Consider the following 18,217-nt stretch of genomic DNA (forward strand, 5'->3'; position numbering starts at 1 on the left):
GGTTCGGGGGTTTCGGTGACCGTCCTCGCGGACCTAGCGTTACGGGCACGTGAACGGCCCCGCCGTTGGACCATCCCGACCGGAACCACCGAAAGGCCACGGCATGAGCACCCCTTCCCCGAACCGGATCGCCGGCGCGCCCATCTCCTGGGGTGTGTGCGAAGTACCGGGCTGGGGCCACCAGTTGACCCCCGAGCGGGTACTGAAGGAGATGCGCGAGGTCGGTCTCGCGGCCACCGAGTTCGGGCCGGACGGCTTCCTGCCCGCCGCTCCCGACGCGATGGCCAAGGTGCTCGCCGACCACGACCTGCACGCGGTGGGCGGCTTCACCCCGCTGCTGCTGCACGTGCCCGGACACGATCCGCTGCCCGAGGCGGAGCAGCTCCTGGAGGGCTACGCCGCCTCCGACGCCGAGGTCCTCGTCCTGTCGGCCGTCACCGGCCAGGAGGGCTACGACTCCCGCCCCGCACTCGACGCCGAGGGCTGGCGGCTGCTGCTGTCCAACCTCGACCGGCTGACCGCGCTGGCCGCGGAGCGCGGCGTACGGGCCGTACTGCACCCGCACGTCGGCACGATGATCGAGAACGGCGACGAGGTCCGCCGGGTCCTGGAGGACTCGGCGATCTCGCTCTGCCTGGACACCGGCCACCTGCTCATCGGCGGCACCGACCCCGCCGAGCTGACCCGGCAGGCGCCCGAGCGGATCGCCCACACGCACATGAAGGACGTGGACGCCGCCCTGGCCGCCAAGGTCCAGTCCGGCCGCCTCACCTACACCGACGCGGTCCGCGCGGGCATGTACCGGCCACTGGGCGCCGGTGACGTCGACGTCGAGGCCATCGTCGGCCACCTCGCCGCCCGCGGCTACGACGGCTGGTACGTGCTGGAGCAGGACACCATCCTCACCGAGGAGCCCAAGGGGAAGGGGCCGGTCGACGACGTGTGGGCGAGCGCCGAGCACCTGCGCTCGGTCCTGCGCGCCACCGCCGCCTGAGCACAACCGCCCGCGGCACCACGCGCCGCCCGGCGGGACGCACATCGGCACCCGCACGTGCGCCTTGCCGGCCCCCGCACCCGCGGCGGCAGCCGTGCCGCGCGTGTTCCCGACCCGCGCGGCGGCGCCGTCCCCCGCTGAGCCGACCGGCCCTGGGCACCGTGGCGGCGGCGCGCCACGACAGGAGCCGGTCACCGGCGGCACGGTCCGGCGGCGGACGGCCGGGCCCGGTGCACCGCCGTGCCGGCCATGACGGCGGACTCGCGGAGGGCCGGCACCGGCCGATGCGGCCCGCGAGTCCGGCGGCGTCCGTTCAGATCACGCTGCGGATCGCCTTCTCGAAGCCCTCCACATGTCCCTCGGCCAGCGCCGCGGCCTTCTCCGCGTCTCCGTCGATGACGGCGCGCAGCAGGGGACCGTGTTCCTGTACGTGCCCCGCCAGGCCCGGCAGCCGGTCGAGGAACAGGCACCAGATGCGGGTGGCCAGGTTGTCGTACCTGACCAGCGTGTCCTCCAGGTACGGATTGCGGGTCGCGGCGTAGATGGCGCGGTGCAGGGTCATGTCGAGCCGGATCAGGTCGGTGCCGACGTCGGACGCGTCGGCCAGCCGGGCCAGCAGCCGTTCCAGGGCGGCTCGGTCGGCCTCGCCGGCGCGCCGGGCCGCCAGGTCGGCGGCGAGGGGCTCCAGCCGTCTGCGGACCTCCGAGATGTGCCCGAGATCGGCGATCTGCACCTCGGTGGCGAAGGTTCCGCGCCGCGGGTAGGCGACGATCAGCCGCTCGTGTTCCAGACGCTTCAGGGCCTCGCGCACCGGGGTGCGTCCAAAGCCGAGTCCGGCGGCGATCCGCTCGTCGTTGAGGGGCTCACCCGGACGGATCTGGAGGGTCACGAGCCGGTCCGAGATGGCGCGATAGGCCTGGTCGGCCAGTGTTCCGACAGCCTCCCCCGCGCTCTGCCCGGCGCTCCGAGTCACGCGCAGCCCTCCCTTGACGCGAGCCGATCCGTCCTCTTAGCGTAGCGCAACAGCAGGTTGATATATCAGTCGCCTTCCAGTCGGTCTCCAGTCCTTCGGGTCTTCAGGGAGCTCTCATGACTCGTGGCCGCGTCCAGGTCCTGACCGAACGCTTCCCGCTCCACCCCGCCGCGCCGCGGCCCGAGGCCGAGGAGGCCGTCCAGTGACGCATCCGCGCGACAACGCCCCCGGCAGGACCGACCCCGCCACCCCCGGCGACGTCCTTCCCGACCACCCCGAGTTCCTGTGGCGCAACCCCGACCCCAAGCGGTCGTACGACGTCGTCGTCGTCGGCGGCGGCGGGCACGGGCTGGCGACCGCCTACTACCTGGCCAGGAACCACGGCATCACCAACGTCGCCGTACTGGAGAAGGGCTGGCTCGCGGGCGGCAACATGGCCCGCAACACCACGATCATCCGCTCGAACTACCTCTGGGACGAGAGCTCCGGCATCTACGAGCACTCCCTGAAGCTCTGGGAGACCCTGGAGGAGGACCTCGACTACCCGATCCTCTTCAGCCAGCGCGGCGTGCTCAACCTGGCGCACACCCTCCAGGACGTCCGCGACAGCAGGCGGCGCGTGTACGCCAACCAGCTCAACGGCATCGACGCCGAGTGGCTGGAGCCGGACGAGGTCGCCAAGGTCTGCCCCATCGTCAACGTCTCGCAGGATGTGCGGTACCCGGTGCTCGGCGCCACCTACCAGCCGCGTGCGGGCATCGCCAAGCACGACTACGTGGCCTGGGGCTTCGCCCGCAGGGCCGACGCGTACGGCATCGACCTGATCCAGGACTGCGAGGTCACCGGACTCGACATCGTGGACGGCCGGGTGCGCGGGGTGCGCACCACGCGCGGTCCCATCGCGGCCGGGAAGGTCGCGCTGGCGGCCGCTGGGCACTCGTCCGTGCTGGCGTCCATGGCGGGGCTGCGGCTGCCGTTGCAGAGCCACCCCCTCCAGGCGCTGGTCTCGGAGCTCCTCGAACCCGTCCACCCGACCGTGGTGATGTCCAACGCCGTGCACGTGTACGTCTCGCAGGCGCACAAGGGCGAACTGGTCATGGGCGCCGGCATCGACAGCTACAACGGGTACGGGCAGCGGGGCGCCTTCCACATCCTGGAGCGCCAGATGGCCGCCGCCCTGGAGCTGTTCCCCGTCTTCGCCCGCGCCCACATGCTGCGCACCTGGGCCGGCATCGTCGACACCACCCCGGACGCCTCCCCCATCGTCGGCCTGACGCCCGTCAGGGACCTCTACCTGAACTGCGGCTGGGGCACCGGCGGTTTCAAGGCCACACCGGGCGTCGGCTGGTGCTTCGCGCACACCGTCGCCACCGGCGAACCGCACCCCTACAACGCGCCCTTCACCCTCGACCGCTTCACCACCGGCGCCCTGGTCGACGAGCACGGCGCGGCCGCCGTCGCCCACTAGCCGAGGAGTACCGACATGCAGCTCATCACCTGCCCCTGGTGCGGTGACCGCGAGGAGATCGAGTTCCACTACGGCGGTCAGGCGCACGTCGCCCACCCCGAGGACCCCTACGCGATCGACGACGAGCAGTGGGCCCAGTACGTCTTCTTCCGTGACAACCCCAAGGGCCCGTTCGCCGAGCGCTGGGTGCACGCGGCCGGCTGCCGGCGCTGGTTCAACGCCCTGCGCGACACTGTCACCCACGAGTTCCTCGCCGTCTACGAGACCGGCGCCGACCGCCCCTCCCCCACGAGCACCTCGAAGGGTCAGGAGGCCGCCCGATGAAAACCCCCTTCCGCACTCCGGACCACGGCCGGATCGACCGCGCCACCACCCTCGCCTTCACCTTCGACGGCACCGCCTACACCGGTCACCCCGGCGACACCCTCGCCTCGGCCCTGCTGGCCAACGGCGTGCACCACGTGGCCGACAGCAGCAAGTACGGCCGCCCGCGCGGGTTCCTGGCCGCCGGCGCCGAGGAACCCAACGCCCTCGTCCAGATCGAGTTCCCCTTCCCCGAGCCCATGCTCACCGCCACGACGGTGGAGCTGTACGAGGGTCTGGTCGCCCGGGGCCTGTCCGGCCGGGGCAGGCTGAGCGCCGAGCCGGACACCGCCCGCTACGACACCGTGCACGCCCACTGCGACGTCCTGGTCGTCGGCGCGGGCCCGGCGGGCCTGGCCGCCACGCTGACCGCCGCCCGGGCCGGGGCCCGGGTCGTCCTCGTCGACGAACTCCCGGAGGCCGGCGGCTCGTTGCTCGGCAGCAGGGAGCTGATCGACGGTGCTCCGGCCACCCGATGGGTCAGCGCCGTCCTGGCGGAGCTCGACGCGAACGCGGACGTCCGCGTCCTGTCCCGCACCACCGCCTTCGGCCACTACGACGACGGGCTCGTCCTCGCCCTGGAGAAGCGCACCGACCACCTGGGCGCCGCGGCCCCCTCCCACGTCTCCCGGCAGCGGATCTGGCGGATCCGCTCCCGGCAGGTCGTGTACGCCACCGGTGCCCACGAGCGTCCGATCGCCTTCGACAACAACGACCGGCCGGGGATCATGCTGGCCGGTTCGGCCCGCACCTACCTGAACCGCTTCGGCGTGCTGCCCGGTTCACGGGCGGTCGTCTTCACCACCAACGACAGCGCCTACCCGGCCGCGCTCGAACTGGCCGACGCGGGCGTGCGGATCGCCGCGGTGGTCGACGTGCGCGAGGAGGTGCCCGAGCACTGGCGTGGCGCCTGCGCCGAACGCGGCATCGACGTCCGCGCGGGGCACGTCGTCACCGGCACCAGCGGCGTCGAGCGCGTCACCCGCGCCCACGTCGCCTCCTACCGGGACGGACGCCTCGGCGGGCGGCACGGCGTCGACTGCGACCTGCTGCTGGTCTCCGGCGGCTGGAACCCGGCGGTGGCCCTGTTCAGCCAGGCCCGCGGCACCCTGCGCCACGACGCCGGGACCGGCGCCTTCGTCCCCGCCGACGCACCCGCCGACGTCCGTACGGCAGGGGCGGCCGACGGCACCTTCACCCTCGCCGGCTGTCTCGCGGACGGCGTGGCCGCGGCCCGCCGGGCCCTGGCGGCGATCGGCGGGACCGCGCCGCAGCTCGCCCCGCCGGCCACCGACCCGCTGCCCGACGGAGCACCGGCCCGGGTGCTGTGGCGGGTGCCGAGCCCCCAGGACGGCCAGGAAGGCGCCCCGCAGTTCGTCGACCTCCAGCGGGACGCGACCGTCGGTGACGTGCTGCGGGCGACCGGGGCGGGCCTGCGCTCGGTGGAGCACGTCAAGCGGTACACCACCATCGGCACCGCCCACGACCAGGGCCGTACCTCGGGCGTGCTGACCTCGGGCATCGTCGCCGAGGCGCTGGGCGTGGAGGTCGCCGACCTCGGCACCACCCGCTTCCGGCCGCCCGCCGTGCCGGTCTCCTTCGCCGTCCTCGCGGGCCGCAACCGCGGCGAGCTCTTCGACCCGGTGCGGGTGACCGCGCTCCACCCCTGGCACGTCGAGCACGGCGCCCTGTTCGAGAACGTCGGCCAGTGGAAGCGCCCCTGGTACTACCCGCGGGCCGGGGAGACCATGGAGGAGGCCGTGCTGCGCGAGTGCCGGGCCGCCCGTACCGGCGTCGCGATGATGGACGGCTCCACACTCGGGAAGATCAATGTTCAGGGCCCGGACGCCGGTGTGCTGCTGGACCGGCTCTACACGAACCTGATGAGCACCCTCAAGGTGGGCCGGGTCCGCTACGGCGTGATGTGCGGCGTGGACGGCATGACCCTCGACGACGGCACCGTGATCCGGGTGGCCGAGCAGGAGTTCCTGCTGACCACGACCACCGGCAACGCGGCCAAGGTCCTCGAGTGGATGGAGGAGTGGCTCCAGACCGAATGGCCCGGCCTGCGCGTCCACCTCACCTCCGTCACCGAGCACTGGGTGACGGTCCCGCTGGTCGGCCCCCGCTCCCGGGACGTGCTGGCCCTGGTGGCGCCGGGCCTGGACGTGGGGAACGACGCCTTCCCCTTCATGTCCTGGCAGGACGCCACCGTCGCCGGGGTGGCGGCGCGGGTGTGCCGGATCAGCTTCTCCGGTGAACTCGCCTACGAGATCAACGTGCCCGCCTGGTACGGCATCACCGTGTGGAAGGCGCTCCTCGCGGCCGGGGACGCGTTCGGCATCACCCCGTACGGCACCGAGACGATGCACGTGCTGCGTGCCGAGAAGGCCTACCCGATCATCGGGCAGGACACCGACGGCACCGTCACCCCGCAGGACCTGGGGATGTCCTGGGTCGTGTCGAAGAAGAAGCCGGACTTCGTCGGCAAACGGTCCTTCGCCCGCGCGGAGAACCAGCGCGAGGACCGCAAACAGCTGGTGGGCCTGCTCCCGGCCGACGAGCAGGTGCTGCTCCCCGAAGGCGCCCAGATCATCGCCACCAGCGACATCCCGGCACCCCCGGTGCCCATGCTGGGCCACGTCACGTCCAGCTACCGCAGCGACGCCCTGCGGCGGACCTTCGCCCTGGCCCTGGTGCGCTCGGGCACCCGGCGCATCGGCGAGACCCTCTACGTCCCGCTGGACGGCCGGACCGTCCCGGTGACCGTGACCGACCCCGTGCTCTTCGACAAGGAGGGAGCTCGCCGTGACGGTTGAGACACCCGCTCGCTTCAGCCCGCTGTCCGAGTGGCAGGACCGCCTGGCGCGGCTGCCGGACGGTATCCGGGTGCGGGAACTGCCCTTCCTGACCCAGCTCACCCTGCGGGTGGAGCCCGGCAGCGCGGTGGCGCGGGCCGTCGAGTCCTGCCTGGGCGTCCCGCTGCCCGGCCCGCTGCGCGCCCAACCGGCCGGCGAGGTCGACGTGTTGTGGATGGGCCCGGACGAATGGCTGCTGGTGGCGCCGGACGGGCACCGGGACGACCTCGTCGCGCGGCTGCGCTCGGCCGTCGGCGCGGGGTTCGCCACCGTCACCGACGTCTCGGCGCAGCGCACCACGCTGGCCCTGACCGGTCCCCTCGTCCGCACGGTCCTGGCCCAGGGCTGCGCCATCGACCTGGACCCCCGGGTCACCCCCGCCGGGTCCTGCCCGACCACCCTGCTGGCCCAGGCCCCGGTCACCCTCGTGGTGCGTGACGACGCGGCCCGCGACGTCCGGCTGCTGGTCCGCTCCTCGTTCGCCGGCTACCTGGCCGCATGGCTGCTCGACGCCTGCACGGAACACCGGGGAAGCGCCTCATGAAGACCGAGTTCGTCCTCACCCTCAGCTGCCCCGAACGTCCGGGCATCCTGCACGCCGTGACGTCGTTCCTGCTCGGGCACGGCTGCGACATCACCGAGCACCAGCAGTTCGACGACGCCGACCACGGCATCGTGTTCCTGCGCACCGGTTTCACCGCCCCCGACACCGAGACGACCCTGGAGCGGCTGCGGGACACCTTCACTCCCGTGGCCGCCGAGTTCGGGATGGAGTGGCAGCTCAGGGACTCCGCGGTCAAGCCGCGTGTGCTCGTGATGGTGTCCAGGTTCGACCACTGCCTGGCCGACCTGCTCTACCGGTGGCGCAGCAAGGCCCTGGACGCCGAGATCGTTCTGGTGGTCTCCAACCACCCCGATCTGGGGCCGCTGGCGGCGGCCGACGGCGTGCCGTTCGAGCACGTCCCCGTCACGGCCGGCAGCAAGCCGCAGGCGGAGGCCAGGCTGCTCGCCCTGGTCGAGGAACACCGCGTGGACCTGGTCGTCCTCGCCCGCTACATGCAGGTGCTCTCCGACGACCTGTGCAAGCGGCTGGAGGGCCGGGCCATCAACATCCACCACTCGTTCCTGCCGAGCTTCGCCGGGGCCAAGCCGTACCACCAGGCCCACCGCCGCGGGGTGAAGCTCGTCGGCGCGACCGCCCACTACGTCACGGCCGACCTGGACGAGGGGCCCATCATCGAGCAGGAGATCATCCGGGTCGACCACCGCTGCGGCGCGGACCGCCTGGTCACCGTGGGCCGCGACGCCGAACGCCTGGCCCTGGCCCGCGCCGTCAACTGGCACTGCCAGGGCCGGGTCCTGATCCACGGCAACCGCACGGTGGTCTTCAGCTGACCGAAGGGTCACGGCGGGACGTCCGGCGGCCTACAGCCCCACGATCCTGTTCCAGCGCCTGGCGAACTCCACCCGTTCCGTCGAGGTGATGTCCCGGGCGACGGCGAGGCGCCTGCGCATCTCGGCGTTCGGGAAGATCAGGGGGTTCTCGGCGAGTGCCGCCGTGGCCTTGTCCTTGGAGTCGGCGAGGACCTGCTGGGCCGCCGGGACGGGGCAGACGTAGGTGACCCAGGCGGCCAGCTCGGCGGCGACCGCCGGCTCGTAGTAGTAGTCGACGAGGCGTTCCGCGTTGGCCTTGTGGGCGGCGCGGTCCGGGATCATCAGGGAGTCGGACCACAGCTCCGCGCCCTCCTCGGGGACGACGAAGCGGATGTCGGGGTTGTCGGCCTGGAGCTGGACGACGTCGCCCGAGTACGCCTGGCAGGCCAGGACGTCCCCGCTGACCAGGTCCTTCGTGTAGTCGTTTCCGGTGAAGCGGCGGATCTGGCCGCGGTCGACCTGCTGCTGCACCTCGTCGCAGACGTGGTGGAAGTCGTCGGCCGTCCACCGGGTGATGTCCACGCCGTTGCCCTGCATCAGCAGCGCGAACGCCTCGTCGAGGCCGGAGAGCAGCGTCACCCGGCCCCTCAGGTCGCTCGCCCACAGGTCCTTGACGTGCCGGATCTCGCGGCCCAGCCTCCTGCGGTCGTAGGCGATGCCGGTGATGCCCGACTGCCACGGCACCGTGAACCGGCGCCCCGGGTCGAAGGCGGGCGAGCGGAGCAGCGGGTCCAGGTACCTCGCGACGTCCGGCTGGTGGGCGCGGTCCATCTTCTGCACCCAGCCCAGGCGCACGAACCGCGCGCACATCCAGTCGCTCATGACGATGAGGTCCCGGCCGGTGGACTGGTGGTTCATCAGCGCGGGGCTGATCTTGCCGAAGAACTCGTCGTTGTCGTTGATCTCCTCGATGTAGTCGACGGAGATCCCGGTGCGCTTCTCGAAGGCGTCCAGAGTGGGCCGCTCGTTCGGGTTGTCGTCGGCCACGTCGATGTACAGCGGCCAGTTCGCGAAGACCAGCCTGTGGTCCCGGGCGGAGAGGTCGGTCACGGCACGGTCGCCGGCCCTGACGTAAGCGGCGGGCACCCCGCACCCCGCCAGGCCGCCGAGCACGGCGCCGCCGCCCAGTGCGCGCAGCAGGGAGCGGCGGGAGAGCGTGGGGTTCTTCGCGGAGAAGGGCATTGCCGCAGGGTGCCGCCCCGGCTGCCGGCCCGACAATCGACGCTGCGTCGAGTGTGCCCGCACCGGCCCCTGACACCTTGTCGACACCGCCGCCTCCATGCGCCCTGAAGGGGCGCTGGGGGCACCCCCGGCCGAAGGCTGGGGGAGGAACTGCGCGACCAGCCCCCACGCACCCGCAGCCGGCCTACGGCCTACGCGTCCAGCGACGTCATCACGTGCTTGATCCGCGTGTAGTCCTCGAAGCCGTAGCCCGACAGGTCCTTGCCGTACCCGGACTTCTTGAACCCGCCGTGCGGCATCTCCGCGACCAGCGGGATGTGGGTGTTGATCCACACGCAGCCGAAGTCCAGCCGCTTGGACATCCGCATGGCTCGCCCGTGGTCCTTGGTCCACACGGACGACGCCAGCGCGTACTCGACGTCGTTGGCCCACTGCACGGCCTGGTCCTCGTCCGCGAAGGACTGGACGGTGATGACCGGCCCGAAGACCTCGTTCTGGATGATCTCGTCGTCCTGCCGGAGCCCGGACACGACGGTCGGCGCGTAGAAGTACCCCTTGTCGCCCACCCGCTGTCCGCCGGCCTCGACCTTGGCGTGGGCGGGGAGCCGCTCGATGAAGCCGGAGACCTGCTTCAGCTGGTTCGGGTTGTTCAACGGCCCGTACAGCACGTCCTCGTCGTCCGGCCGGCCGGTCTTCGTCTCGGCCGCGGCCTTCGCGAGCGCGGCCACGAACTCGTCGTGGATGGACTCGTGGACGAGCACGCGTGTGGCGGCCGTACAGTCCTGGCCCGCGTTGAAGAAGCCGGCCACGGAGATGCCCTCGACGGCCTTCGCGATGTCCGTGTCCTCGAAGACGACGACCGGCGCCTTGCCGCCCAGCTCCAGGTGGACCCGCTTGACGTCCTTGGACGCGGACTCGGCGACCTGCATGCCGGCGCGCACGGAGCCGGTGATGGAGGCCATCGCGGGGGTCGGGTGCTCGACCATCAGACGGCCGGTCTCGCGGTCGCCGGTGATGACGTTGAAGACGCCCTTGGGCAGGATCCCGCCGAGGATCTCGGCGATCAGGACGGTCGACGCCGGGGTGGTGTCCGACGGCTTCAGCACGACCGTGTTGCCCGCCGCGATCGCCGGGGCGAACTTCCACACGGCCATCATCATCGGGTAGTTCCACGGCGCGACCTGCGCGCAGACGCCGACCGGCTCACGGCGGACGATCGAGGTGTGGCCGTCCATGTACTCGCCGGCCGAACGGCCCTCCAGCATCCGGGCCGCGCCCGCGAAGAAGCGGATCTGGTCGACCATCGGCGGGATCTCCTCGTCCCGCGTCAGCCCGACCGGCTTGCCGGTGTTCTCCACCTCGGCCGCGATGAGTTCCTCGGCCCGCTCCTCGAACGCGTCGGCGATCTTCAGCAGGGCCTTCTGCCGCTCGGCCGGGGTGGTGTCCCGCCAGGCCGGGAAGGCCGCGGCCGCGGCCGCCATCGCCGCGTCGACGTCGGCCGCCCCGGACAGCGGCGCGGTCGCGTACGCCTCGCCGGTCGCGGGGTTGACCACCTCGGTGGTCCGTCCGTCGGCGGCGTCCCGGAACTCACCGTCGATGTAGTTGCGCAGGCGACGCAGCTCGGTGCTCACTGCCGGCCCTCCAAGTTCGGTGTCCAATCACTGAGACACCCACAGTAATCCGAGATCCCACGTTTTCAACACCCCCGGCCGCGCCGAGTCTGCGAAATCCGCAATGCAGGCTCCCCAAAACAACGAATTTCATCGATACGGCCTTGCGGAACCGTCGAGACGTCGTGCACAGTGAGGTCGTGGCCAGTCGAAGCGCAGACCAGAGGGACTCGTCCCGCGAGTCCAGGAACGGCAACAGTCCCCAGCTGGACGCCGTCTCCCTCGCCATCATCCAGCAGCTCCAGGAGGACGGCCGCCGGCCGTACGCCGCGATCGGCAAGGCCGTCGGCCTGTCGGAGGCGGCCGTGCGCCAGCGCGTCCAGAAGCTTCTGGACCAGGGCGTCATGCAGATCGTCGCCGTCACGGACCCGCTCACCGTGGGCTTCCGCCGGCAGGCGATGGTCGGCATCAACGTCGAGGGCGATGTCGAGTCGATCGCGGACGCGCTGACGGCCATGTCGGAAGTCGAGTACGTGGTGATGGCCGCGGGCTCGTTCGACATCCTCGCCGAGATCGTCTGCGAGGACGACGACCACCTGCTGGACGTCATCAACAAACGCATCCGGGCGCTGCCAGGGGTGCGCTCCACCGAGAGCTTCGTCTACCTGAAGCTGAAGAAGCAGACCTACATGTGGGGAACCCGATAACCGTGACCCAGAAGGACCTCAGCCGCACCGCGTACGACCACCTGTGGATGCACTTCACCCGCATGTCCTCGTACGAGAACTCCCCCGTCCCGACCATCGTCCGGGGCGAGGGCACCTACATCTACGACGACCAGGGCAAGCGCTACCTGGACGGTCTCGCGGGCCTGTTCGTGGTCCAGGCCGGTCACGGCCGCACGGAACTCGCCGAGACCGCCTTCAAGCAGGCGCAGGAGCTGGCCTTCTTCCCGGTGTGGTCGTACGCCCACCCGAAGGCCGTCGAGCTGGCCGAGCGCCTGGCCGACTACGCGCCCGGCGACCTGAACAAGGTCTTCTTCACCACCGGCGGCGGCGAGGCCGTGGAGACCGCCTGGAAGCTGGCCAAGCAGTACTTCAAGCTCAAGGGCAAGCCGACCAAGTACAAGGTCATCTCCCGCGCGGTCGCCTACCACGGCACCCCGCAGGGCGCCCTGTCCATCACCGGCCTGCCGGGCCTGAAGGCGCCGTTCGAGCCGCTGGTCCCCGGTGCCCACAAGGTCCCGAACACCAACATCTACCGCGCCCCGCTCTTCGGTGACGACCCGGAGGCCTTCGGCCGCTGGGCCGCCGACCAGATCGAGCAGCAGATCCTCTTCGAGGGCCCGGACACCGTCGCCGCGGTCTTCCTGGAGCCGGTGCAGAACGCGGGCGGCTGCTTCCCGCCCCCGCCCGGCTACTTCCAGCGGGTCCGTGAGATCTGCGACCGGCACGACGTCCTGCTCGTCTCCGACGAGGTCATCTGCGCCTTCGGCCGCCTCGGCACGATGTTCGCCTGCGACAAGTTCGGCTACGTCCCGGACATGATCACCTGCGCCAAGGGCATGACCTCGGGCTACTCCCCGATCGGCGCCTGCATCATCTCCGACAAGCTCGCCGAGCCGTTCTACAAGGGCGACAACACCTTCCTGCACGGCTACACCTTCGGCGGGCACCCGGTCTCCGCGGCCGTCGGCCTCGCCAACCTCGACCTGTTCGAGCGCGAGGGCCTCAACCAGCACGTCCTCGACAACGAGGGCGCGTTCCTGTCGACCCTCCAGAAGCTGCACGACCTGCCGATCGTCGGCGACGTCCGCGGCAACGGCTTCTTCTACGGCATCGAGCTGGTCAAGGACAAGGCGACCAAGGAGTCCTTCGACGCGGAGGAGACCGAGCGCGTCCTGTACGGCTTCCTCTCCAAGGCCCTCTTCGAGAACGGCCTGTACTGCCGTGCCGACGACCGCGGCGACCCGGTCGTCCAGCTCGCCCCGCCGCTGATCTCCAACCAGGAGACCTTCGACGAGATCGAGCAGATCCTGCGCGCCACGCTGACGGAGGCCTGGACGAAGCTCTGAGTCCCGCGCCCCTGATCGGCTGACCGACACCGGCCCCGGTGCCGTCCGTTCGAGTGAGAACGGACGCCCGGGGCCGTGTGCTGCCCGGGCTCCGCCAGCGGGCCTGCCTAGCGTGCACGTGACCGATCGGCCCAGCCTTCGTTCCCCCCGACGTGGGAAGGCACGGCAAAACGGATCAGAACCGAGGTGTACGCCCATGGAGGCCCCGCCGGACAACGACGTGCTGTGGGCACGCGCCCTGCACTTCCGCCACCAGGACGGCTCCCCCGGTGTCACCGGGGTCTCGCTCGCGGTGCGGGAGGGCGAGATCCTCGCCGTCAGCGGTCCGCGCGGCAGCGGCAAGACGACGTTGCTGAGGTGCCTCGCCGGCCTGACGCCGGTACAGGGCGGTGAGGTGTGGTTCAACAGCACGGCCGTGCACCGGATGGGCCCGGTCACCCGCGAAAAGCTGCGCCGCGACCGCTTCGGCTGGATCGACCCCGTCCCGGCGCTGATCCCCGAACTCAACGTCTGGGAGAACACCGCCCTGCCCCTGATGCTGCGGGGCACCAGCCGCCGCCGGGCCAAGGTGGCCGCGCTGGAGTGGCTGGACCGCCTCGACGTCGGCGACCGGGCCCGCAGGCGCCCGGCGCAGCTCCAGCAGGCCGAACGGCAGCGGGTCGCCATCGCCCGCGCCCTCGCCCCCTCCCCCACCATCCTCTTCGCGGACGAGCCGACGGCCCCGCTGCACCGCTCCGACCGCGCCCATGTGCTGCGCACCCTCACCACCGCGGCCCGCTCGCACGGCATCACCGTCGTCCTCGCCACCCACGACGCGGAGACGGCCGCCCTCGCCGACCGCAGGGTCTCGCTCCTGGACGGCCGCCGGGTGAACACGGTCCACCTGCCCGTCCCCGAAGCAGAAGGCCGGGCCGAGTGCTCGCTCTCCGTCTGACCCGCGTCGCCCACCCCGCCGTCCAGCTGCGCCGCCTCCTGGTGGCCGCCGCGGCGGCGGGCACGGGCTTCCTCCTGCTCTCCGCCCTCGGCTACGCGATGGCCCACCCCGACCACTCGACGGCGGCACTCCTGCGGCTCTCCTGGTGTGCGATCCCGCTCGCCGCCACGGTGTACCTCGCGGTCGCGGTGGCCCGCACCGACCCCGGCACCAGACCCCGCCCCGGTCTGTCCGCCCTCGGCCTCGGTCCGGCCCGCCTGATGGCCGTCGCCGCCCTCCACACGGTCCTCGCCTGCACCCTGGGCTCGCTGCTGGCCCTGGCCGTCTTCCTGCACCTGCGCGGCGACCTCACGGGCATGCCCTTCGACGGAGCGGCGAAGGACTTCCTGGCAGCGGACCAGCCCCTGCCCCTGCCGGCCGCCCTGACCCTGCTGACCGTGCCCCCGGTGTTCGCCTCCACGGCGGTGGCGCTGGTCCTGCGCCCCCGCGACCTGCCCGGCACAGCGGTCCGCAACCCGGTGTACGCGCTCCTCGGCGCCCGCCACACCACGGGCGCCCGCAGCGCCACGGGTACCCGCCACACCACGGGTGCCGACGCCACCACGGGTAGCCGCCCCACCACGAACACGCGCCTCCCCGGACACCCCGCGCCCGACACCGCGCCGTCCCAGCACCCGGCGGACGGCGACCAGCCGTCCCGTGATTCCGCGGGCGGTCGTGCCGCTGGGGCGATGGGGGTCCCCCCGCGCGAGCGAAGCCGAGCGTGGGGGAGGGTGGGCGCTGGGGGTACCCCCTCTGGGGGAGGCGCCCCGCCGACCCCGGTGAGCGACGTGCCGCCCACCCCGGCCGCGGCCGGCCCCGTCCCCACCGGCCTTCCCTGGGCCGTCGCCGTCCTGGCCGCCGGGCTCGCCATGGAGTCCTACGCCGGCGTCACCGAGACCTCCCCCCGCACCGCCCTCCCCGGCGGGCTGGCCACCGGCCCGGTCGGCGTCCTGGTCGGCTGGTCGCTCACCGCCGTCGGCCTGGTCCTCGCCGCCCCGGCCCTCGCCCACCTCTGCGGCCGCCTCCTCCAGGCCGTCCGTCCCGGCGCCCTGCGGCTGCTGGCCGGCCGCGTCCTGATGGCGGAGGCCACCCGTATCGGCCGCCCCCTCGGCGTGGTCTGCGCGGTGACGTCGGCGACCTTCGCGGCGACCGTCCTGCACAGCGGCGGCCGACACCCCGGCGGCCCGCTCACCACCCTCGGCGGTCTCGTGGTCGCCGGCTGCGCGGTGGCCACGCTCCTCACCACCGCCGTGGAGGCCCGCCAGGCCCGCGCCGACACCACCGAGGCGCTGCTGCGCCTCGGCGCCCCCGCGACGCTGCTGCGCGGCGCGGCGGCCCTGCGCACCGGCGCCCTGCTGGCCCTCTTCGGACCCTTCACCCTGCTGATCGCGGACCTCGCCGCCCGCCCGCTGGTCCGCTGAGCGGTCGCGCGGAACTCACCGCACAAAAGTCCGACGGGACCGATGACTTTCGCCGCGCGCCCCGGTCCAACCCTCGAACAGCACGACACCGGAGGAAGAGGGACCCCATGTACCAGCAGATGATCTTCGTGAACCTGGCCACCGACGACGTGGCGGCGTCGCGGAAGTTCTTCACGGAGCTCGGCTACACGATCAACCCGCAGTTCAGCGGCGACGACTGCACCTGCGTCGTGATCAGCGACACGATCTTCGCGATGCTGCTGAGCAAGCAGCGCTACGCGGACTTCACCAAGAAGGAGATCGCCGACTCGACGAAGACCAGCGAGGTGCTGATCTGCCTGAGCGCGGAGAGCCGCGAGAAGGTCGACGAGCTGGTGGAGAGGGCGGTCGCGGCCGGCGGCACGGCGAACGACGACGTCCAGGACCAGGGCTTCATGTACGGCCGTTCCTTCGAGGACCTGGACGGCCACAGCTGGGAGGTCGTGTGGATGGACCCGGCTGCGGTGCAGGGCTGATCTCCACCGGCACAGCCGTCCCGGCGAACAGCTGTGCCAGCATGGGCGGGTGCAACCGACACCCGCCCAGCCGAACCGTGCCGCCCACGACCTGGAGATCGAGTCGCTCGCCGAGTTCGACGAGGTCGTGGCCGCGCGCGGCACCCTCGCCCGGTACCGCGTCCAGGCCGTCGACCTGACGGACCGTACGGACGCCCTGCTCACCACCGACACCACCGGCGCCGTCTTCCTCGGCTGCCCGATGTCGGCCGAGGCCGCGGCCCGGGTCGGCGCGTCCGGCGCCCTGGTGTTCCCGCCGGTCCCGGACCTCCCCTTCGACCCGTACCGGGCCTTCGCGTACACCCCCGCCGAACTGTTCGACTCGCTCGCCGAGGGCTACGAAGGGACCCCGGACGCACGGTCGTACGCCTGGTTCCAGGAGACCAAGGCGGACGGCGACATATTCGCCTCGATGCTCCGATCGATCCACGACGACGCGGTCTCCGACGCGCTCGACGAACTCCTCGCCGGCGCCCGGGTGGTGGGGGTGATGGGCGGCCACGCGATGGCGCGCGGCACGGCGGAGTACGCCGGTGCCGCCCGGCTCGGCCGGGAGCTCGCGCGCGCCGGCCTCACCGTGGCGACCGGTGGCGGGCCGGGCGCGATGGAGGCGGCGAACCTGGGCGCCTACGCGGCCCCCTTCGAGGACGGGATGCTCGACGAGGCCCTGGAACTCCTCGCCAAGGTCCCGTCGTTCCGGCCCTCGGTCACCGACTGGGCGCGGGCCGCCTTCGAGGTCCGCGAGCGCTGGCCGGACGGCGGCTCCTCGGTGGGCATCCCCACCTGGTTCTACGGCCACGAGCCGCCGAACGCCTTCGCCGCGCACATCGCCAAGTACTTCGCCAACGCCACCCGCGAGGACGGCCTGCTGGCCCGTTCCAACGCCGGTGTGGTGTTCCTGCCGGGCGCGGCCGGGACGGTACAGGAGATCTTCGACAACGCAACGCCCAACTACTACGAGTCGCGGGGTGAGCCGACCCCGATGGTACTCGTGGACGAGGCGCACTGGAGCGAGCGGCTGCCCGCCTGGCAGTTGCTGACCTCGCTGGCGCGGGAGCGGTCGATGGCGTCCCGTATCGGCCTCGTTGACCGGATCGAGCAGGCCGCGGAGGCGCTGAAACGTCTCGGCAGTTAACGACCGTGTAAAGTCAACACCCGTGGACCGCATATGCGTTGACATTGCTTATGGAGCGCTTATAGACCTGTGAGCCTCTTGGGGATGCTGATGCCTCATCTCGCCGTTGCGTCAACTCCCTTTTTTTGACCCCCCAGTTATGCACTCAGTAAGGACAAACGTGTCCATATCCCGCCGCAGTGCACGTCGTTCCGTGCGCATCCTGGGTGTCGCCTCCGCGTCGGCCGCACTGGCCCTGGGCGTCTCCAGCACCGCCTTCGCCTGCAACATCAAGGACTTCTCCGCCGAAGCCATCTGCGACGGTGCCAAGGGCGCCATCGTCGTCACGGACACCGACGCCTCCCGCAAGGCCGCCACCATCACCGTGTTCCTGGAGAACAACGGCGCCGACGCCAAGCAGGTCGGCAAGGCGCAGACCGTGACGGGCTCCAAGGACGGCGAGAAGATCACCTTCTCCGAGAACTGGGCCCCCAACGCGACGTACCGCGTCCGCGTCAAGGTCGACAGCGGCAAGACCCAGATCGACACGGACATCACGCCGAACCTGACGACCCCGTCGACGGCGTGCGCCTCCGAGGAGAGCGCCAGCCCGTCGCCGTCGGAGTCGCCGTCGGAGTCGGCCACCCCGTCCCCGTCGGCGTCCGAGTCCGCCCCGGCCGAGTCGGACTCCCCGACCCCGTCGGCCACCGAGAGCAGCAGCACCGCTCCGGCCGGTTCGTCGGACAACGCCCCGTCCCCGGCGGTCGGTGAGTCGAACCTCGCCGAGACCGGTGCCAACTCCAACACCGGTCTGATCGCCGGTATCGCCGGCGCGCTGGTCGTGGTCGGCGGCGGAGCCGTCTGGTTCGGCATGCGCCGTCGCGGCGCGCACAGCGGAAACTGACCGCGCCCGACACCCGTACCGCACCGAGGCCCGCCCCCGTTCCCCCGGGGACGGGCCTCGGTCGGGTGTACCGAGGCCGCGGTCGCGCCTGACGGGGCTAGGGCCCTTCTGGTGGATCTCCGTGGAAGAAGGAGCGGCGTTCGGTGCGTGCGATCGGCGTGCGGGGTGGCGGGTCATGTGGCGGAGCCACCAGGCCCGCCACCCCGTGCGTCGAGCGTGCGTGCCGGGCCTCGCGACGCCGCGGAGATCCATCAGAAGGGCCCTAACTGGGCTCTCGCGGTCAACCGCCAGA

The 18,217-nt window shown here is 71.8% G+C and carries 16 protein-coding genes; 13 read left to right on the forward strand and 3 right to left on the reverse strand.

The features are described 5' to 3' along the window. Positions 1 to 103 precede the first annotated feature (103 nt). On the forward strand, positions 104 to 994 hold the full coding sequence (locus AB0958_RS23120) for a sugar phosphate isomerase/epimerase (RefSeq protein ID WP_366892349.1): 891 nt from the start codon (positions 104 to 106) through the stop codon (positions 992 to 994). A 313-nt stretch (positions 995 to 1,307) separates the two neighbouring features. Here the strand turns inward: AB0958_RS23120 and AB0958_RS23125 are convergent, their stop codons facing one another. Further along, positions 1,308 to 1,967, reverse strand: coding sequence for a GntR family transcriptional regulator (locus AB0958_RS23125; protein WP_366892350.1), 660 nt, complete (start codon positions 1,965 to 1,967; stop codon positions 1,308 to 1,310). A gap of 283 nt (positions 1,968 to 2,250) precedes the next feature. Between AB0958_RS23125 and AB0958_RS23130 the strand changes: the two genes are divergently transcribed. The 5 genes from AB0958_RS23130 to purU are packed head-to-tail and all read left to right on the forward strand — an operon-like array spanning position 2,251 to position 8,051. Continuing rightward, a complete protein-coding gene (locus AB0958_RS23130; protein WP_366892365.1) occupies positions 2,251 to 3,435 on the forward strand; it encodes a sarcosine oxidase subunit beta family protein in 1,185 nt (394 codons plus the stop codon). Between the two features lie 15 nt (positions 3,436 to 3,450). Then, positions 3,451 to 3,759 carry a sarcosine oxidase subunit delta gene (locus tag AB0958_RS23135; RefSeq protein WP_366892351.1) on the forward strand — a complete coding sequence of 103 codons (309 nt, stop codon included), beginning with the start codon at positions 3,451 to 3,453 and terminating at the stop codon, positions 3,757 to 3,759. Next, the gene (locus AB0958_RS23140) at positions 3,756 to 6,617 is read left to right on the forward strand and encodes a 2Fe-2S iron-sulfur cluster-binding protein (protein ID WP_366892352.1); all 2,862 of its coding nucleotides are present in this window, start codon (positions 3,756 to 3,758) and stop codon (positions 6,615 to 6,617) included. Before AB0958_RS23135 ends, AB0958_RS23140 begins: the two co-directional genes overlap by 4 nt. Beyond that, positions 6,607 to 7,200: a sarcosine oxidase subunit gamma family protein gene (locus tag AB0958_RS23145; RefSeq protein WP_366892353.1), complete on the forward strand. Its 594-nt coding sequence runs from the start codon at positions 6,607 to 6,609 to the stop codon at positions 7,198 to 7,200. The genes AB0958_RS23140 and AB0958_RS23145 overlap by 11 nt, the downstream gene beginning before the upstream one ends. Then, the gene (gene purU, locus AB0958_RS23150) at positions 7,197 to 8,051 is read left to right on the forward strand and encodes a formyltetrahydrofolate deformylase (RefSeq protein ID WP_366892354.1); all 855 of its coding nucleotides are present in this window, start codon (positions 7,197 to 7,199) and stop codon (positions 8,049 to 8,051) included. Before AB0958_RS23145 ends, purU begins: the two co-directional genes overlap by 4 nt. 30 nt (positions 8,052 to 8,081) lie before the next feature. Here the strand turns inward: purU and AB0958_RS23155 are convergent, their stop codons facing one another. Together AB0958_RS23155 and AB0958_RS23160 are read right to left on the reverse strand one after the other, a co-directional pair. Then, a complete protein-coding gene (locus tag AB0958_RS23155) occupies positions 8,082 to 9,272 on the reverse strand; it encodes a spermidine/putrescine ABC transporter substrate-binding protein (RefSeq protein WP_366892355.1) in 1,191 nt (396 codons plus the stop codon). Between the two features lie 191 nt (positions 9,273 to 9,463). Then, on the reverse strand, positions 9,464 to 10,903 hold the full coding sequence (locus tag AB0958_RS23160; protein ID WP_366892356.1) for a gamma-aminobutyraldehyde dehydrogenase: 1,440 nt from the start codon (positions 10,901 to 10,903) through the stop codon (positions 9,464 to 9,466). Between the two features lie 164 nt (positions 10,904 to 11,067). Here AB0958_RS23160 and AB0958_RS23165 point away from each other — a divergent pair, with 164 nt between their 5' ends. From AB0958_RS23165 to AB0958_RS23195, 7 genes are all read left to right on the forward strand, one after another. Next, positions 11,068 to 11,589: an Lrp/AsnC family transcriptional regulator gene (locus tag AB0958_RS23165; RefSeq protein WP_366892357.1), complete on the forward strand. Its 522-nt coding sequence runs from the start codon at positions 11,068 to 11,070 to the stop codon at positions 11,587 to 11,589. Further along, positions 11,574 to 12,956 carry an aspartate aminotransferase family protein gene (locus AB0958_RS23170; RefSeq protein ID WP_132889842.1) on the forward strand — a complete coding sequence of 461 codons (1,383 nt, stop codon included), beginning with the start codon at positions 11,574 to 11,576 and terminating at the stop codon, positions 12,954 to 12,956. Before AB0958_RS23165 ends, AB0958_RS23170 begins: the two co-directional genes overlap by 16 nt. Positions 12,957 to 13,152: 196 nt before the next feature. After that, the gene (locus AB0958_RS23175; RefSeq protein ID WP_366892358.1) at positions 13,153 to 13,890 is read left to right on the forward strand and encodes an ATP-binding cassette domain-containing protein; all 738 of its coding nucleotides are present in this window, start codon (positions 13,153 to 13,155) and stop codon (positions 13,888 to 13,890) included. Further along, positions 13,872 to 15,353, forward strand: a complete 1,482-nt coding sequence (locus AB0958_RS23180; protein ID WP_366892359.1) for a hypothetical protein — start codon at positions 13,872 to 13,874, stop codon at positions 15,351 to 15,353. Before AB0958_RS23175 ends, AB0958_RS23180 begins: the two co-directional genes overlap by 19 nt. 107 nt (positions 15,354 to 15,460) lie before the next feature. Beyond that, on the forward strand, positions 15,461 to 15,868 hold the full coding sequence (locus AB0958_RS23185; protein WP_366892360.1) for a VOC family protein: 408 nt from the start codon (positions 15,461 to 15,463) through the stop codon (positions 15,866 to 15,868). 49 nt (positions 15,869 to 15,917) lie between these two features. Then, positions 15,918 to 17,042, forward strand: a complete 1,125-nt coding sequence (locus AB0958_RS23190) for a Rossmann fold nucleotide-binding protein (RefSeq protein ID WP_366892361.1) — start codon at positions 15,918 to 15,920, stop codon at positions 17,040 to 17,042. Positions 17,043 to 17,202: 160 nt separating this feature from the next. After that, positions 17,203 to 17,925, forward strand: coding sequence for an LAETG motif-containing sortase-dependent surface protein (locus AB0958_RS23195; RefSeq protein WP_366892362.1), 723 nt, complete (start codon positions 17,203 to 17,205; stop codon positions 17,923 to 17,925). Positions 17,926 to 18,217: the final 292 nt, after the last annotated feature.

It is taken from the genome of Streptomyces sp. NPDC006655 (genome assembly GCF_040703965.1).
Lineage (GTDB): Bacteria > Actinomycetota > Actinomycetes > Streptomycetales > Streptomycetaceae > Streptomyces.

What these genes read in the sequence shown, in the direction of transcription:
- purU (WP_366892354.1), top strand. Translation starts at nt 7,197, where the DNA reads ATGAAGACCGAGTTCGTCCTCACCCTCAGCTGCCCCGAACGTCCGGGC.
- AB0958_RS23155 (WP_366892355.1), bottom strand. Translation starts at nt 9,272, where the DNA reads ATGCCCTTCTCCGCGAAGAACCCCACGCTCTCCCGCCGCTCCCTGCTG.
- AB0958_RS23135 (WP_366892351.1), top strand. Translation starts at nt 3,451, where the DNA reads ATGCAGCTCATCACCTGCCCCTGGTGCGGTGACCGCGAGGAGATCGAG.
- AB0958_RS23120 (WP_366892349.1), top strand. Translation starts at nt 104, where the DNA reads ATGAGCACCCCTTCCCCGAACCGGATCGCCGGCGCGCCCATCTCCTGG.
- AB0958_RS23175 (WP_366892358.1), top strand. Translation starts at nt 13,153, where the DNA reads ATGGAGGCCCCGCCGGACAACGACGTGCTGTGGGCACGCGCCCTGCAC.
- AB0958_RS23140 (WP_366892352.1), top strand. Translation starts at nt 3,756, where the DNA reads ATGAAAACCCCCTTCCGCACTCCGGACCACGGCCGGATCGACCGCGCC.
- AB0958_RS23185 (WP_366892360.1), top strand. Translation starts at nt 15,461, where the DNA reads ATGTACCAGCAGATGATCTTCGTGAACCTGGCCACCGACGACGTGGCG.